Origin of the sequence: Flavobacterium johnsoniae, from assembly GCF_030388325.1 — a bacterium.
Taxonomy (GTDB): domain Bacteria; phylum Bacteroidota; class Bacteroidia; order Flavobacteriales; family Flavobacteriaceae; genus Flavobacterium; species Flavobacterium johnsoniae_C.
Genome location: NZ_CP103794.1, coordinates 3,938,458 through 3,956,640, shown reverse-complemented (window position 1 = coordinate 3,956,640; position 18,183 = coordinate 3,938,458). Strand labels below are relative to the sequence as shown.

The following is an 18,183-nucleotide window of genomic DNA, read 5'->3' as shown; positions in this document are numbered from 1 at the left end:
ATTATACAAATGAAAAATATACTCTTAATCTTTGTTTTTTTTGCATTTACGATTTCTTCTTTCGCTCAAGAAAAGCCCGAAATGTATTTTACAGATACGTCGTCTGGAAACCCAGTTGCTAAAGATCCGAAAATAGTTTTTTTCAAGAAAAGCTATTGGATGTATTATTCGATTCCGGGAAAAGAAATTTCGGGCTGGCATATTGGGATTGCAAAAAGCGATAATCTAAAAGACTGGAGAAAAGAAGGCGAAATTAATTCTGGAGCAGAATATGAGAAAAACGGACTCTGCGCACCAGGTGCTTTAGTACGAAACGATACGATTCATTTGTTTTATCAAACGTATGGAAATGGCTTAAAAGACGCCATTTGTCATGCTTATTCAACAGACGGAATTCATTTTACAAGAAATCAATCCAATCCAATTTTCAGTCCAACAGGAGACTGGACTTGCGGACGTGCGATTGATGCTGAAGTGATAGAATTTCAAGGAAAGTATTTTCTGTATTTTGCTACTCGAGATACGTCTTATAAAATTCAGAAACAAGGAGTTGCATCGGCACCAATCAAAACCAATTTCGATAAAAAAGACTGGACGCAATTAACCAATAATTCTGTAATGGAACCCACCTTAGATTGGGAAAAAAACTGCGTTGAAGGCGCTTCCTGCGTCAAAAAAGGAAAATATTTATATATGTTTTATGCTGGCGCTTACAACAACGGGCCACAGCAAATTGGCATTGCAAGAAGCACAGACGGAATTCATTGGGAACGAAATGGCGTGAAACCTTTTCTAGAAAACGGAAAATCTGGAACATGGAATTCGGCAGAATCGGGTCATCCAGATATTTTCAAAGATCAAAAAGGACAATATTGGCTTTTCTATCAAGGAAATAATACCAAAGACGGAAAATCTTGGTATTTATCCAACTTAAAGTTAAAATGGAAAAATGATGATTGGCCTACTATTCAAAAACAATAAATAACATTTGAGTGTTTTTTAAACACATAGAAACATAGATTTTGCAAACGTTGAAGAGGCGTTTTACTTATTTAAACAAACATAGTTTCGAGTAAGTGACTTTACGTCAAACTTTGTCAAAGTTCAAAACTTTGACAAAGTTATCTAGTATCGACAATATCTTAGAAACTATTTTCTTTCCATAACGTTTTCAAAAGCAAAAAAAATCTATGTTTCTATGTGTTTAAAAACACACTCAACAATTAAAAAAATATAATGAAAAATATAATGAAAAATATACTCTACATATTCATTGCTTTGCTTTTATTTTCATGCGGCAGTAAAAAGCAAATTATAACAACCAATCCAAAACCTTTAGAATTAGTCAATCCGGCATTGCCTGGCGATAATCCAGATCCTTCGATTATTAGAGTTGGAAATATATATTACGCAACTTCAACTACCAATGAATGGGCTCCTTATTTTACGATTTATAAATCGACAGATTTGAAAAATTGGACACTTATTAATCATGTTTTTCCAAACGGATTTAAAGACATGAAAGACCAATGGGGCGAAAATAATTTTTGGGCTTCGGAATTGGCTTACGATAAAAAACAGAATAAAATTTACGCATATTACACGGCTCACAATAGAAATACAAAAGGAAATCCGGGATTGCAATGCGGAACAGCTTGGATTGATGCTTCTAAAATAGAAACCGGTAAATTTATCGATAATGGTCCAGTAATTATAGAAGATGATTGCGGTGCGATTGATGCTTTTGAAATGGAAGATAACGGCAAAATATATGCTTTCTGGAAAAATGACGGTAACGGTTGCGGCAAAGAATCGTGGATTTGGATGCAAGAAATCAACGAAACTAGAACTGAATTACTAGGAACAAAAAAGAAAGTTTATACCAACAGTCAGCCTTGGGAAACGGCGCTTGTTGAAGGTGCATGTTTTTTTAAATTCGGAGATTATATTTATAGTTTATACGCCGTTGGCGGTTGTTGCGACGCGAGATGTAATTATAAAACAGGAATTGCAAGAACTAAAAGCTTAGAAAGTGGTGTTTGGGAAAAATATCCGCAAAACCCAATTATGGTTAGCAATGAAAAATGGAGATGTCCAGGTCACGGAACAGTTATTACGACCGAAGAAGGCAGATTGTTTATGCTGTATCATGCTTTTAATATGGATTATGATGTTTATGTTGGACGCGAAGGAGTAATAGAAGAATTGGTTGCGGGCGAAGATGGTTGGCCAGTTTTACGAAATAATATCACGGCAAATCGACCAAAATCAGAATTGGATTTTAATGATAATTTTCAAAAAGATCAAAAACTGAATTTGGCTTGGCAATGGCCTTCAAAAAAAGAAAGACCAGAATTGAGTTTTAAAAATGGTTTAGAATTGAAAGCCTCAAATGAGAATCATAATCTTGGAACTTTTTTAGGTCAATACATTAAATCGGTTGATTTTACAGTAAAAACTTCTTTGCAAATTACCAATACAGAAACTGGAATTGCTTTGGGCGGAGCCATTTACAAAAGTACTTGGCCTGGAGAATTGGGTGGAATTGGCGTCTCGGTTTCTAAAAACGGAATTAAGATTTTTAATAATTTAGAAAATGAATATCAAGTTTTAAAACAGATTGATAAAAGTTTTTCTGGTGAAGTAGAATTGAAAATGAATGTTTTAGAAAAAGCCAAAACGCTGGAATTTTATTATAAAGAGAAAAATTCGGATTGGATAAAAATTGAAGCTTTGAGTTTTAATCCAGATAAATATGCGCCATGGGGAATGGGATATAGAATTGGAATTGTTGCTAAAGGAGAAACCAGTTTCGGAATTTTTAATTCTTTTGATGTGAAGAATAATTAAATGAAACGCTGAGATTTTTTTTAATACATAGTCCCGAAGCTTCGGGATAGATTTTTTTGTTTGAAAAGGTGATGAAAAGAAACTAGTTTCTAACACATAGCCTCAAAGTTGTCATTCCGAGGAACGAGGAATCTCCACGAGAAGCTCGACAAAGATTATCGACTATGATTACGGAGCTACTTGCGGAGATTCCTCGTTCCTCGGAATGACAAACTGCTCTGAATACGAGAGACACCAACTATGTTTGTTTAAACAAGTGAAACGCCTTTTGCACACAAAGCAAAACTATCCCGAAGCTTCGGGACTATGTGTTTAAAAAAAATAGACATTAATAGAAGTCTTTTCAATTAAAATCTCTGAATTGAGACTAATTCGAGAAAGAATGAAATTTTTTGTCCAGTCTTAAAAAATTATAATCTCTTTATTTGTTGCTATATAAACAATTTAACAAAGAAAGATTTTTAATTTATGAGACATTATTTTCTCCTGTTTTCTTTACTGATTTCTTTGCCGATTTTGGCTCAAAAAAACGAAACTCATTTTATAGATTCTAATAAAAAAAGTATTTCTCACTATGGAAATGATAGCGATTGGTACGAGAAAAATATTCCATTTTTTGAAATTTCAGATAAAGAAATAGAAGACGTTTATTATTATCGTTGGGAAGTTTACAAAGCGCATCTCAGAAATATTGGCGATTATGGTTATGTTGTAACAGAGTTTCTAAATGCAATGAGTTGGGATCACAAGCCTTACAATACCTTAAATGCAGCGACAGTTTTTCATATTTATGAAGGAAGATGGCTTAAAGATCGTTTATATCTAAATAATTACATTGATTTTATGTATCAGCATGGCGGAAACAATCGCCGTTATACCGAATCGATTGCAGATGCAACTTATGCCAATTATTTAATTAATCAAGACAAAGATTTTATTACAAAACAATTGCCGTCGATGATGAAAATTGATGCAGATTGGCAAGATCATTATGATGCTTCAAAAAAACTCTATTTTGTCGAACCTGTTATGGATGCCACAGAAAACACAATTTCTTCCATAGATGCGAGCGGTGGAACTGACGGATTTACTGGCGGCGACGGATTTCGTCCTTCGATAAATAGTTATATGTATGCAAATGCTTTGGCGATTTCTAAAATTGCTTTATTGAATGACGATTTAAAATTGGCTGAAAAATATCAGCAAAAAGCATTAGAACAAAAACAAAATTTTCAGGAGAAATTGTGGAATCCGACTTTAAGGCATTTTACAGATCGATTTAAAGTTAATAATGAATTTGTAAAATATTGGGATTTTATTCGCGGACGCGAACTGGTTGGTTTTGTTCCTTGGGTTTACAACTTGCCAGATGATAATCAGAAATACAATTCGGCTTGGTCGCGTTTGCGTTCTCCAGAGCATTTTGGAGGTGCATACGGATTAAGAACCGTTGAACCTTCCTATCAATATTATATGAAACAATATCGATTTGGTCCAAATGGAGCAAAAGAATGCCAATGGAACGGGCCAAGTTGGCCGTATCAAACAACTCAAGTTTTGTTGGGAATGGCAAATCTCCTAAATAATTACAATCAAAAAGAGATTACTAAAAAGGATTATTGGGAAATTTTGAAACAATATGCTAATCAGCATTATAAAAATGGAAAATTGAATATTCTAGAAAATTATTATCCAGATGAAAAAGGCGCAATTGCCGATTTTGACCAAAGAAGCGAGCATTATAATCATTCGGAATTTAACGATTTAATTATTACGGGTTTGTGCGGCATCAGACCTACACAAGGCAATAAATTAGAAATCAATCCGCTTGTAGAAGATAATTTGACATATTTCTGTTTAGAAAACGTTCGTTATCACGGTCAAAACCTGACTATTTTATATGATAAAAGTGGAAATCATTACAAAAAAGGAAAAGGATTGTCTGTTTATGTAGATGGGAAAATGGTTGTGAAACCTTCAACTTTAGAAAAGAAAATAATTAATCTTTCTACCAATAAAAACATAGATCAGCCTTCAAAAGAAGAACTAAATTTGGGGGTAAATATTAGAGAAAAAGATTTTCCGAAAGTGGCTACATCCAATTCAGATTCAAAAGATTTAAATAAATTAAACGATGGCAGAATTTGGTATTTTGACAATGTGAGAAATTATTATGAAAATAAAATTTTTGCAGAGAAAGAAAATTGGATTGAAATTGATTTTGGATCAGAAAAAGAATTCTACAAAACAATTTTGTCATTTGTAGATAAAAAAGATAAAAACTTTATTGATCAAACTTGCAGCGTAGGAATTTTAGAAAAAAATGGGCAATGGAAAAAAGTTGCAAACTCAAATAAATTGATTGCAAATACTAAAAATGATATTGTTTTTGATAAAGTAAAATCATCTAAAATTAGATTTTATTTTGAAAGTAAAACTGCAGAATCTGTATTAAAAATTGGAGAAATAGAAGTTTATTAGTTTTCTAGTTTTACAAAAGTGAAATGTTTAAAATTAATTGGAAGAATTTAAGAATCAAATTGATAGTAAAATTATCAATTTGATAGGTTTTTAAAATCTAAAATAGTATTAAGTTTCTTTAAAACAATTAGTTATGTTTTTTGGTCTTTAAGTTGTGTATTGATTTTGTGCTTGAAATTTAAAAAAAGCTTACACAAAATTGATAATTTATTTAATTATGACAACTCAACTAAAAAAGATATCATCTTTCGAAAAAAAAGGACTTTCTGGACTATTAAAAGATGATAATAAGCTAAGTACAGAAGAAGATTTTTATATAGAAATAGCAAACATTAGCCATACTTCTTGGATTAGAGAAATAGCAGAAGTAACACATTCATCTGCATTAGCGAGAGGTACTGGAATTTCTGGTCGATCTATTGAATTACTCGAGAATAAAATGCAGTTAGGAGAAGCAGTTATTGCTTTTGCATTAGACGGTAGGTGGGCGGGCTTTGCCTTTATTTCGTCTTGGGATAATGATCTTTTTGTTTCTAATTCAGGATTAATAGTTGCGCCAGAATTTAGGCATACAGGTTTAGCAAAACGAATAAAAAGAAAAATTTTCGATTTAAGCCGTCAAAAATATCCAGATGCAAGTATATTTAGCCTTACTACTGGTTTGGCCGTGATGAAAATGAACCATGAACTCGAATTTGAGCCTGTTACTTATTCAGAACTTCCAATTGATGAAGCTTTTTGGGACGGTTGTAAAACCTGTATTAATTGTCCAATTTTGGAAAGTAAATCACGAAAAAACTGTTTATGTACGGCGATGCTATTCAATCCAAAACACAAAAAAAGTCTTATTTGATATTTGTCGTTAACCTTAATTGAGATTTTTATTCTTCTTAAAAAAAAGAGCTTCAAAATATTGAAGCTCTTTAATGATTAATTTTAAAAAGTTTACTTTTCAAGAGAAACTGTTTTACCAGTAAAATTTATTCTTCCAGTTTGTATATCATTCGAACCATCAGGCTGTTTTCCTCCAACGGAAATAGTAAACCATCCAGGTTCTATAACACGCTGTTTTTTCTTGTCAATAAGAGATAATTGCCTTGGAGTAATGGTAAAAGTAACTGTTTTCTTTTCTCCTTTTTTAAGATGAATTCGTTCAAAACCTTCTAACTGCCAAATTGGGCGTGGAGTAGAGGCTTTTTCGTCTTTCAAGTATAATTCGGCAACTTCATCTCCGTCGCGTTCTCCTGTGTTGGTTACGTCAACAGAAACTTTAAAATCTGTTTCAGAAGCTAAACTCGCAGGAAGTTGTAAATTAGAATATTGAAAATTGGTATAACTTAAACCAAATCCGAACGGATATAAAGGTGTTTTATGAAAATAGCGATAAGTTCTTCCTTCCATATCATAATTTTCAAACTTAGGCAACTGATCTACCGATTTGTAATACGTAACAGGAAGTCTTCCCGCGGGATTATAATCGCCAAAAAGAACGTCTGCAATTGCATTTCCGCCTTGCTGACCTGGATATCCTGCTGTTAAAATTGCAGGCAAGTTTTCATTTGCCCAATTTACAGAAAGCGCGCTTCCATTAATTAAAACTAAAATGACAGGTTTTCCAGTTGCTTTAACCGCTTTCATAAGCTCTTCCTGATTCGATGGAAGATCAAGACTTGTGCGGTCGCCGCCATTAAAACCGTCGGCTTCGACTTTCATTTCTTCACCTTCTAAACGTTCATTTAAACCTAAAACAAGAATTACTGCATCAGCCTGATTTGCTGTATTTACGGCTTCTGTAATTAAGTTTTCTTCTGGTTCTGCCCATAACAATTGAGCAATGGCATCACCGTAAAAATTCTGATATTTTACTTCGATTTTATATTTTTTTCCAGCTTCTAAATGTATTTTTTGAGGACGAAAACGCGGATGATGATTATTTTTTCCACCAGTACTTTTGCCGCCTTCAATCTCAACGGTCATAAATGGTTTTGACCATTCTGAGATGTTGTACGTGCCAGTTTTCGGAACAGTAAGAAAGCCAGTCCATTTTACACTGTAATTGCCCATTTTTAAGCGAGGATCAGGAGTGTCAATATCCCAATGAAAATCTATTTTGTCATCTGTTCTTGTAAACAAAGGCGATCCATTCCAATCAGAATTGTTATAATATTCTCCAATTAAACCTTGAGTTCCGTTTTCATTTTGAAAATAAATAGACGGAATAATTTTCATTGCAGGAACACCTTTCGCTAAATCGGTTCCTTTTGCGTATAAAACTTTTGCATTGGGTTCCAATTTGTTTTGAATTCCTTTAAGCACCGTTACAGGATTGCTTGGAACACCGCTATAATTTCCCCAAAGAGATTGAATATCGTTAGCATTTGGTCCAATTACCGCAACAGTTTTAATTTCTTTAGAAAGCGGTAATGTATGATTTTGATTTTTCAAAAGCACAATACTTTTTTGTGAAGCAATTCTAGCAAGATAGTCATGCGCCGCATTATTGTTGTCAGAAAATGGAATTTGAGCGTAAGGAACAATTTCATCTGGATCGAACATTCCTAGTTTAAATCTTGCTGTAAATAAACGTTTTACAGCAATGTCAATATCAGATTCATTAATCAATTTGCGGTAAACGGCTTCTTTTAAGGCTTTAAAGCTGCTTCCGCATTCCAAGTCTAAACCATCTTTTACCGCCAAAGCCGAAGCGCTTGCAGCATCAGTGGTAATTTTATGATATTTCCAAATATCTGTCACCGCACCACAGTCAGAAACGATATAACCGTCAAATCCCCAAACATTTCTAAGGATATTAAAAAGAAATGGACTCGCACTGCAAGATTCTCCTCTAAAACGATTGTAAGCTCCCATTACAGAATAAACATGTCCGTCTTTGACCAAAGTGCGAAAAGCAGGAAGATAGGTTTCATAAAGATCTCTATCGCTTGTGTTGGCATCAAAAAAATGGCGAGATGGTTCTGGTCCAGAATGAACTGCGTAATGTTTTGCTGTAGCAACTACTTTCAGGTATTTTTCGTTATTTCCTTGAAGTCCATTTACATAATTCAAACCTAATTGACTGGTTAGAAAAGGATCTTCTCCATAAGTTTCGTGACCGCGCCCCCAACGCGGATCACGAAAAATATTGACATTTGGCGACCAAAATGTCAATCCTTGATACATGCCGTGTTGTCCTCTTCTTAAATATTCGTGATGTTTCGCACGAGCTTCATCAGAAATGGCAGTAGCAACATCCAATACCAATTGGCGATCCCAAGAAGATGCAATTGAAATAGATTGCGGAAAAACTGTTGCAAATCCAGCTCTTGCAACGCCATGAAGCGATTCGTTCCACCAATTATATTCTGGAACACCCAAACGATCGATTGCTGGCGAAGAATCCATTAATTGATTGATTTTTTCGTCTAAGGACATTCTCGAAACCAAATCATTAACGCGCTGTTCTGTTGGTAAATTGGGATTTTTATACGGATAGTTTTCTTGCGCAAAAGTGGTTAAAGCAAAAAAATGCAACGCAATAATTATAGCAGATTTTTTTTTCATAGGTTTTTTGGTATTGTTAAATTTAATATTTTTTGATTTATTGTCTTGAAAAAAAACAACAATACAAATCGGGTTTAATTTTCAGGAAAGAATAATTAGATAGTTCTAGATTGTTTATAGTGATAAAAAGAAATCAGCTTTAGATAATTCTTCCTTTATTGCCGACTCTTTTTCTTAATTGACAAAACTAAAATCTTTGTGATTTTCAAATTGGTATAAATCGCTATTTAAAGTATGTTATAAAGCTTTGCGCAATGCTTATCGTTTTTGCTTAACTTTAAGAAGGTAGACAAATCGCTATTTTTAAGGTGGTATTTTGCTCGAAATGAAGGTAGTTTTAGGTTGGCAATGGAATTTTGATATTTTTGTAATCTGCTTAATTTTATAAAGTCTTAAATGAAGAGAAATCTACTTATCATCTTTTTTTACTGTTTCACCAGCGTGTGCTTTTCTCAGCCTTCAGGAACTCTAACTCATTTTGCAAATGATTTAAAGTTGAGACAATCGCGTATTCTTGACATTCAGCAAGATCAGAAAGGATTTATCTGGCTTTCAACTTTCAATGGTTTGATTCGATATGATGGAAGTACTTTTCAAAAATTCAGAGTAAAACAAAACAGTTCTTTAAATCTAATTTCGAATCGCGTTTTTAAATTTAGATTTGATAAAAACGGACGAATTTGGATTCAATCTGAAAAAAATGATATTTATTACTTCGATACACGTCAGCTTAGTTTTCATTATCCAATTGAAAACGGAGCTTTAAAATCTTCGAATATTGCATTTGTCGATTTTAAAGTAATGCCTTCAGGAAGAGTTTGGCTGTTTCCTGAAGATAAAAACTATTTAATCGCTTTTGAAGCCAATAAAAAAGTTCGAAAAATAGCATTTGATCCAACGCAAAAATGCGGCAAGATTCATGATGTTTTTGAAGATGCATTAGGAACAACTTGGTTTTTTACAGATGGCGGAATTTGCAGATTGAATAAAGGAAGTTCAGAACCTCAACATTTCTTTTTTAACGGAAAATCGTATTTGTTTCATTCTTTTATGGAAACAAAAGAAGATCTGTGGTTTGGAGGAAATGAAGGGAAATTTACCCGATATAATAAAAAATCAAGTACTTTTTTTGATTTTGAACTCGGCGTAAAAGAAGATATTATCCAGACAGAACTTGTTGGCAGCAACAAAATTCTTATCATTACCAGCGGACAAAGTTTCTATTTTTATGATATAAAAACAGGAAAACTTACTGCTTACAACAGTAATACTTTGGCTGGTTTTCCAAATAAAAAATTCGCTTATTTAGGTTCAACACGATCTCGACAATTTTGGTTTGAGATTTTAGGTTCTGGAGTTTATCAATTTGATCTTGTTACGGGAAAAATAAAATTGATGAAAGTTGATTATAGTGATTCTGCAACTGGTGCCGGAGAAAGAAAAAGCTTTCTGCTTACTTCGCCTAACGGAACCGTTTGGATTCAGTCTAATAATGCGCCATTTTCTTATTGGGATGAGAAGAATGACAAATTGAGTTCAATAATTCGCTGTATTAACGAATCTAAAGAATCAGTTTCAGATTTGATGCACACGGCCATGTTTGACAGATTGGGAAATCTTTGGTTTTGTTCTTTCAAACAAGGTTTAGATTTGGTTAATTTTAGCAATAGCAATTTTTCTACCTTAAATCTAGATTCTTCAAGCGATCATCATAAACACAATGTAAGAAGCTTGATGAAAGATAACAAAGGCAATCTTTGGGTTGGCAGTCGTAAAGAGAAAATTGCTTTGTTTGATTCTCAAAAAAGAAAAATAGGATTTTTAGGTTCAGACGGAACATTGTCTCAATCAGGTCCAGCTTGGGGAGCAGATATTTACAGCATGCTTCAAGATACCAAAGGCAGAATTTGGATTGGTACAAGAGGAAATGGTTTGTTTTGTTTACTGCCAACCAACCAATCGTTTCGATATAAGGTTATTCATTATAAATACGATGAAAAGGATAATTACAGTATAAATTCTGATGATATTTTTAAAATTTTTCAAGCTTCAAACGGAGAGATTTATATTGCAACTTGGGGTGGCGGCGTCAATATTATTCGTGAATCTAATAACGGAATTCGTTTTGTTAATTTTAAAAATGAATTAAAAAACTATCCTATAAAAACGGCTGACAAAGTTCGTTCGATAGTTGAAAATAAAGACCATAAAATATTTTTTATTTCCTCTTATAAATTATTCTCTTTTGCAGAAGAAAATAAGTCGACAAGTAAGGTTAAATTCAATGAATATTCTCAGGTTTCAGGCAATGATATTTTAGATATTCTAATTACGCACGATAACCAAATGGCGTTGGCAACCAACGGAATGGGCTTAATATTAGCTGATTTGGATAAAAAAGGAAAACTAAACGTTAAATCGATTTGGAATGAAATGGTTTCTTTTCCTGTTGAAGGAGTAGTTGCAATTCAAGAAGATAAAAAAGGAAAAATTTGGTTGATGAGCGATAACCAGATGGTGCGTTTTGATCCTAAAAATAATAGCGCAGAAACTTTTCCAGAACTAAAATCGATTATCGGAACTGAGATATTTTCTGAGGCTACAAAATGTGAACTTGCCAATGGAGAAATTGCTGTAGGATATTCAAACGGCGTTATTTGTTTCAAACCAGAAGCTATAAAGCCTTTTACTTTTAAACCTTATTTAGCGATTTCTGGATTTTTGGTAAACAATAAAGAATTACACGAATTAAATCCAGAAACGCCTAAAAACCCAGATTTACTGGAAGAAGTTACCTTAGAACACAATCAGAATTTTTTCAGAGTTCAGATTTCGGCATTAGATTATCTTAAAAGCGAAAATATTGTTTATCGCTATAAACTGGAAGGAATTGATAAACAATGGAATTTTATAAAAGGAGGACAATCAATTAATTATACCAATTTAGGACGAGGAAATTACACGCTTTTGGTGTCTTCTACAAATGGTCATAATTTATGGATGGATAATGAAAGACAGATTAAAATTACTATTCGTCCGTCTGTTTGGGGTACAAATTTGGCTTATTTCTGTTATCTGTTAATTGCTGCTGGTTTGTTTTTACTTATTAAAAGAGCCATTATTACGATTGTAAAACTGCGTAATGACGTTCGAGTAGAGAAACAAATGGGCGAATTAAAGCTGAAATTTTTTACCGACATTTCACATGAAATCAGAACTCCGCTGACTATGATTGCGGCTCCTTTAGAAGTAATGCTTTCAGACGATGAAATAAAAGATTCGGTAAAAAGCCAACTTCGCGTTATTGAAAAAAGCAGTAATAAATTGTTGAATTTAGTTAATCAGATTTTAGATTTGAGAAGAATTCAAGACAAGAAATTGGCAGTTCGCGAAATAAATTTGAGTGATTTTGCAACCAAAATTTGCGAAGATTTTCAGGAAATGAGTATTCAAAATGATATTAAACTCAAAGTAAACACAAGTTCTTCTAACCTAAATATTTGGGCAGATCCAGATAGTTTGGATAAAATTCTCATTAATCTTCTTTCTAATGCTTTTAAATATTGCCATAAAGGAGATGTTATTGAAGTTTCTGTTGAAGAATCAGAAAAACATATATTGCTTAAAGTTAGTGACAACGGACCAGGAATTAGTCCAACGATTCAAAAAAGATTGTTTGTTCGTTTTTCAAATTATAATGAAAATCCATTGAATCCAAGTACAGGTTTGGGACTTTCTATTGTAAAAGATTTGGCAGACAAACTTGGCGCAGAAGTTTTGGTTGATAGTACAGCTGGAAAAGGAAGTAGTTTTCAGGTTGCATTTCTAAAAGGATATCAGCATTTTAAAGAGAATGTAGATATTTTATTGGAGGAAAATGAAGCACATTTTTTTGATGAAATTGCTTTAGAAAATGAAGAAGAAATTCTACCGCATGAAGAAACCAAAAGAGAAAATCTCGTCGGACTAATTGTAGAAGATGATCCAGAATTACAGCGTTTTATTGTTTCTGTTTTAGACAACGATTACACGATTTATACTGCAGAAAACGGTGATGAAGGTTATTCTAAAGCAGAAGAATTATTGCCAGATTTTATTATCAGCGATATTATGATGCCAGAAAAAGACGGAATAGAAATGCTGAAACTAATTAGAGATAATTTTTCGACTAGTCATATTCCGGTTATTCTTCTCAGTGCAAAATCTTCTATAGAAAGTAAATTGGAAGGTTTAGAGTATGGCGCCGATGATTATATGACAAAACCTTTTAATGTGAGTTTATTAAAAGCAAAAGTCAAAAATGTTTTAGAACAGCGTTTGCGTCTTCAGCAGTTATTTTCGACAGGAAACACAATCGATATTTCAAAAGAAGAACCGCTTCAGATTTCAAATAAAGACCAAAAGTTTATATTTCAGGTTATTGAATTAGTTAAAGAAAATATGTCAAATTCTGATTTTTCTGTCGATGAATTAGGGAAATTAATGTGCATGTCACGTGCCAGTTTTTTCAATAAACTAAAAAGTGTTACAGGCGTTTCTCCAGTTGTTTTTATTCGAGATTTACGTTTGGCTGAAGCAGCTGAACTTCTAAAAAATGATGATTTATTAATTAAAGAAATTGGCTTTGAAGTTGGTTTTAACGATTTAAAATATTTCGGAAAATGTTTTAGAGCTAAATACAATTATACGCCAGCTGAATATAGACGACAATTTCGTTAAGATATTTGTTTGTTTTTCTCAAAAAAGCCTCATTTAATTAATGAGGCTTTTTTATTGAAATGGATTCTATAAATCTTAAAATGAGCGATTAGTAAATTTGTTTTTATTTATGATATTTTTTTTGCATCTAATAAAAAAAGTAGGAAAAAGATATGATATAATTGATTTGTACCCCTGAAATAGCAATTTGCCCCTTTTTGAAAAGCAATATTTCCCCCTCTTTACAATACGCTATATCTAGATTTGCTTCATAATCTTAATTGATTTTACTAACTAACTTAAAAACCAAAATTATGAACCAAACCAAATTTTTTACTCAATTCTCAAAACCAAAATCTATAGTCGGTAGCTGTAGAAAGTATGAAAAGCAAAATAGTCTTCATTTTTAAAATTTAGCTATTATGAAAATCATTAAACACCTAATATTTGGAGCAGGCATATTGCTTTCTGTATTAAGTTCTTGCTCAAGCGACGATTTTAGATATGAAAGTTCTACAGTAAAACTATTAGATTTTCAATTAAATGATGTGCCGTGGAATTTGAATGTTGGTATTTCTACCAGACCGCTTTTTGTTTACAAAGACAATGGAGAGTATTTTGCCAATTACAGTTCGCTTTATCCATTTTCTTTAAATGATGGAAAGTACAAATTTGTAGCATCAGATTATCCAGAGCAGATGATTCCTTCTCCAACAAATCTGAACGATCTTATTGTTCCGCAACCGGCTTTGGCAAATCAGCATGTGAATCTTTCAGACGCTGTGCCTTATGCTTCGCCTTTTGATCAGCCGCTTATTTTGAACATTCTGACTCGAACGGGAATACTTCGTTTGAAATCTCTGGATGTAAATGCGGATAGAAGTTATACAACAATTAAAACTACTATTTCTGTAAAAAGAAGCGGTTACAAAGTTGTGGACGGAACATTTATCAAAGAAGATATGTTTGTAACAAGAAGTAAAGCCACAACCAGCGGCGGAATCAATTACGCAGAAGATTTTATTTTATTTCAAACTGGCGACGCTTCTAATAATGTTCGAATTAAAATCGAATGTTTAGATCAGAACATGCAGGTTGTCAAGACAAAAGAAGTGGAAGGAACTTTTGCAATTGAAGCCAACAAAGTAACAAACGCTGATTTTTACTTGAACACGCTTTAAAAATATCTGTTTTTCTAAATACTCAGACACTTACAAAATATAATTATCGGCCTTGATGGATTTCATAAAGGCGGGAACACGCAGTATGATTTATTGTCATAATAGCATCTTGCTGTTCCTCGCAAAACCCAATTCTGGCTTTTAAAATAATAAAAGAAATATTCTAGTTATGAAGATAAAAAAATATATCTGGAGCATTCTAGCCTTTTTGTTTTTGACATTTAGTGCTAATGCTCAGAAGCGTGTTACTGTAAGCGGTACAGTAAGGGATAATCTAGGAGGTATTCCTGGCGCAACAATTATAGTAAAAAATGAAAACACCAATACAGTAACCGATTTTGATGGAAAATTCAGTATCGCTGTAGCTGATCCTGAAACGGCAGTTTTAATTGTCAAATTTATTGGTTTGAATGATGAGTCTGTAGCCGTAAAAGGTCGCACTTCTGGAATTACAGTTTTAATGAAAGAATCTAATAGCGAACTAAATGAAGTTGTAGTTATTGGTTACGGAACTCAAAAACGTAAAAACTTAACTGGAGCGATTGCTAGTATAAAAGGAACTGAATTAGCAAAAGTGCCAGCAGCAAACGTTGCTGAGGCTTTAACGGGAAGACTTCCAGGAGTTCAGGTTACAACTGTAGATGGTTCGCCAGGAGCAGAGGTAAAGATTAGAATTCGTGGAGGTGGATCTATTACTGAAGACAATTCGCCTTTAATCTTGGTTGACGGATTTGAGGTTGCCAATCTTAATGATATTCCTCCAACAGATATTGAATCTGTAGAGGTTTTAAAAGATGCGGCTTCTACAGCTGTTTATGGCGCTCGAGGAGCTAACGGTGTAATTATAGTTACGACTAAAGTTCCAAAAGCAGGAAAAGTTTCGGTAAACATTCACAACTATACACAAATTAAAACTCTTGCAAAACACATGGATGTTATGGATCCGTATGAGTTTGTGATGTTGCAGTATGAAAATGCACGTAAAGGAAGTTCTAATCCAACGGGATTTTATAATCAGTATGGAAAAGCCAGCGAACTTTATATTTATAAAGGAAATAAAGGTATCGATTGGCAGAATGAAATTTTTGGAACCAACCCAATTGCGCGATATACTGATATAAATGTAAATGGCGGAAGCGAAAAAACGAAATTCAAATTCACTTTTGTAAATCAGGATCAGCCCGGAGCATTAGTAGGAACAGGAATGCGTCAGAATTATGTTTATTTGATTATGAATTCGAAGTTAACAGATAATCTAACTTTCGAATATCAAACCCGTTTAACCAATCAAACAATTGATGGATCTGGAACAGAAGGAGTGAGTTTGCTTAGAGCTTTACGCGAAGCACCAACTGGAGGTTTAGAAGATTATATGACTTTGCCAGATGATAATACTTATTTTGATCCGGAAGATTATCAAATAAAACCTCGTTTTAATCCGCTTGAAGAAGCAGAAAAAAATTATCGTAAACGTATAACAAGAATCTTCAATACAACTGGAGCATTGACATGGACAATCAAAAAAGGATTGACATTGCGTTCTTCATTTGGTTACGAATACAAATATCAAGAAGATGGGCGTTTTTGGGGAACAGATACTCGTGTAGCAACTGACAACAATAATCTGCCAGTAGTTTATTGGTCAATGACACAATCTCCGAGATGGCAGTTGAATAACGTATTAAACTACGGATTCAAATTAAATGAGCGTCACGATTTTCAGTTAATGATTGGGCAGGAGATAAAAGATCAAGAATCTACGGCTAAATTTTATCGTTCGCGCTATTTTCCTGATGATATTTCAGGACAAAAAGCTTTAGATAATTTGGCTTTAGGAACTCCTTTTGATAACGGTTCTCTAGCAGAATCTCCAAATAGAATTTCATCTTTCTTCGGAAGAGCAAATTACGGTTATGATGATCGTTATTTATTTACGTTTACGGTTCGTACCGACGGTTCTACAAAGTTTGGTCCAGATAATAGATGGGGAGTTTTCCCAGCAGGAGCTTTTGCATGGAGAATCTCAAACGAAAGCTTCCTAAAAGAAAGTGAAACAGTTTCAAACCTTAAACTTCGTTTGAGTTATGGAGCTTCTGGAAATGACAGAATAAAAGCCGATTTATACGCAAAATATTACGGTGTTTCTAGAGATCGTTCTGTGGGTTGGGGAGAAGAAAATCAATACTATTATAATTTTTACAACAGTCAGTATCTGAACAATCCGAACGTAAAATGGGAAACGACTTATACTGCTAACGTAGGTCTTGATTTTGGTTTTTTCAAAGAAAGATTAACAGGAACACTTGATTTCTATTACAACAAAGTAAAAGATTTATTGGTGCCTTCTGATATTGCTTCGGTTTCTGGTTTTACCAAAATGATGACAAACGTTGGACAGACTTCTAATAAAGGTGTCGAATTGGCTCTTAACGGAAGTGTAATTAAGAAAAAAGATTTTCAGGTTGATTTGACTTTTAACATCGGTTACAACAAAAATAAAATTGACAAACTGGCAAGCGGTGAACAAGAATGGATTTTAAGTTCTGGTTGGGCAGGAACACAATTATTAAATGATGATGATTATCGTGCATATGTTGGAGGAACAAAAGGTTTGATTTACGGTTTTGTAAACGATGGTTTCTACACAATGGATGATTTTGAATCTTTTGACGCTGTAACACGAGTATGGAAACTAAAAGACGGAGTTGCCAATTCTAAAAACCTTTCGGGAGAACCAGTTCCTGGAAGTGCGAAGTTTAAAAAACTGACTCCTGTTGATCCATCTGATCCAAATAGTTATGTAATTGGCGATAAAGACAGAAAAGTAATCGGAGATACAAATCCTGATTTTTCTGGAGGTTTTGGTGTAAATGCCGTTTGGAAAAATTTCGATTTAACAGCATTCTTCAATTTCATGTATGGTTTTGATGTTTACAATGCCAACAAAATCATGATGACATCTTTCTTCCAAAATAACCAAAACAATTTCGGAATGGAAGTAGGATTAAATAATCGTTGGAGAAATTACGATGACATGGGGAACGATCTTCGTTATTCTCCAGAACAGTTGGCTAAACAAAATGAAAACGCGACGATGTGGAATCCAGTAAGTATTGGACGTCCGATTGCGATGTCTTATGCGGTTGAAGATGGTTCTTTCTTAAGATTAAACACATTAAGTATTGGTTACACGATTCCGAAACAGCAAAGTAAAGCAATTGGTTTAAGCCGAGTAAGATTGTATGCTACAGGAAGTAACTTATTTGTTTGGACAAACTATTCAGGATATGATCCAGACATCAATTTAGAAACAGGTCTTACACCAAACATTGATTATAATGCTTATCCGAGAACACGTAATTATGCTTTTGGAGTACAGCTGTCATTTTAATTAAACGAATTAAATCACAAA

8 protein-coding genes are annotated in these 18,183 nt (G+C 33.5%); 7 read left to right on the top strand and 1 reads right to left on the bottom strand.

From position 1 onward, the window contains the following. Window positions 1-9: 9 nt before the first annotated feature. The 4 genes from NYQ10_RS17220 to NYQ10_RS17205 all read left to right on the top strand — a co-directional run bounded on the left by NYQ10_RS17220 (window position 10) and on the right by NYQ10_RS17205 (window position 6,184). Entirely contained in the window at window positions 10-981 is a 972-nt protein-coding gene (locus tag NYQ10_RS17220; protein WP_289877454.1) for a family 43 glycosylhydrolase, read from the top strand. A gap of 267 nt (window positions 982-1,248) precedes the next feature. Continuing rightward, window positions 1,249-2,850 (top strand): family 43 glycosylhydrolase, encoded by a 1,602-nt coding sequence (locus NYQ10_RS17215; RefSeq protein WP_289877453.1) that lies wholly within the window; start codon window positions 1,249-1,251, stop codon window positions 2,848-2,850. Window positions 2,851-3,318: 468 nt separating this feature from the next. Next, entirely contained in the window at window positions 3,319-5,331 is a 2,013-nt protein-coding gene (locus NYQ10_RS17210) for an MGH1-like glycoside hydrolase domain-containing protein (protein ID WP_289877452.1), read from the top strand. Window positions 5,332-5,548: 217 nt separating this feature from the next. Next, on the top strand, window positions 5,549-6,184 hold the full coding sequence (locus NYQ10_RS17205) for a GNAT family N-acetyltransferase (protein ID WP_289877451.1): 636 nt from the start codon (window positions 5,549-5,551) through the stop codon (window positions 6,182-6,184). Window positions 6,185-6,276: 92 nt separating this feature from the next. Here the strand turns inward: NYQ10_RS17205 and NYQ10_RS17200 are convergent, their stop codons facing one another. Continuing rightward, window positions 6,277-8,892 (bottom strand): beta-glucosidase, encoded by a 2,616-nt coding sequence (locus NYQ10_RS17200; RefSeq protein WP_289877450.1) that lies wholly within the window; start codon window positions 8,890-8,892, stop codon window positions 6,277-6,279. A 396-nt stretch (window positions 8,893-9,288) separates the two neighbouring features. On the opposite strand from NYQ10_RS17200, the gene NYQ10_RS17195 reads away from it, so the two are divergent. The 3 genes from NYQ10_RS17195 to NYQ10_RS17185 all read left to right on the top strand — a co-directional run bounded on the left by NYQ10_RS17195 (window position 9,289) and on the right by NYQ10_RS17185 (window position 18,162). After that, window positions 9,289-13,611: a hybrid sensor histidine kinase/response regulator transcription factor gene (locus NYQ10_RS17195; RefSeq protein WP_289877449.1), complete on the top strand. Its 4,323-nt coding sequence runs from the start codon at window positions 9,289-9,291 to the stop codon at window positions 13,609-13,611. 401 nt (window positions 13,612-14,012) lie between these two features. Beyond that, window positions 14,013-14,771, top strand: a complete 759-nt coding sequence (locus NYQ10_RS17190; RefSeq protein WP_289877448.1) for a hypothetical protein — start codon at window positions 14,013-14,015, stop codon at window positions 14,769-14,771. Between the two features lie 169 nt (window positions 14,772-14,940). Then, window positions 14,941-18,162 (top strand): SusC/RagA family TonB-linked outer membrane protein, encoded by a 3,222-nt coding sequence (locus NYQ10_RS17185; RefSeq protein ID WP_289877447.1) that lies wholly within the window; start codon window positions 14,941-14,943, stop codon window positions 18,160-18,162. The last annotated feature ends 21 nt before the right edge of the window (window positions 18,163-18,183 follow it).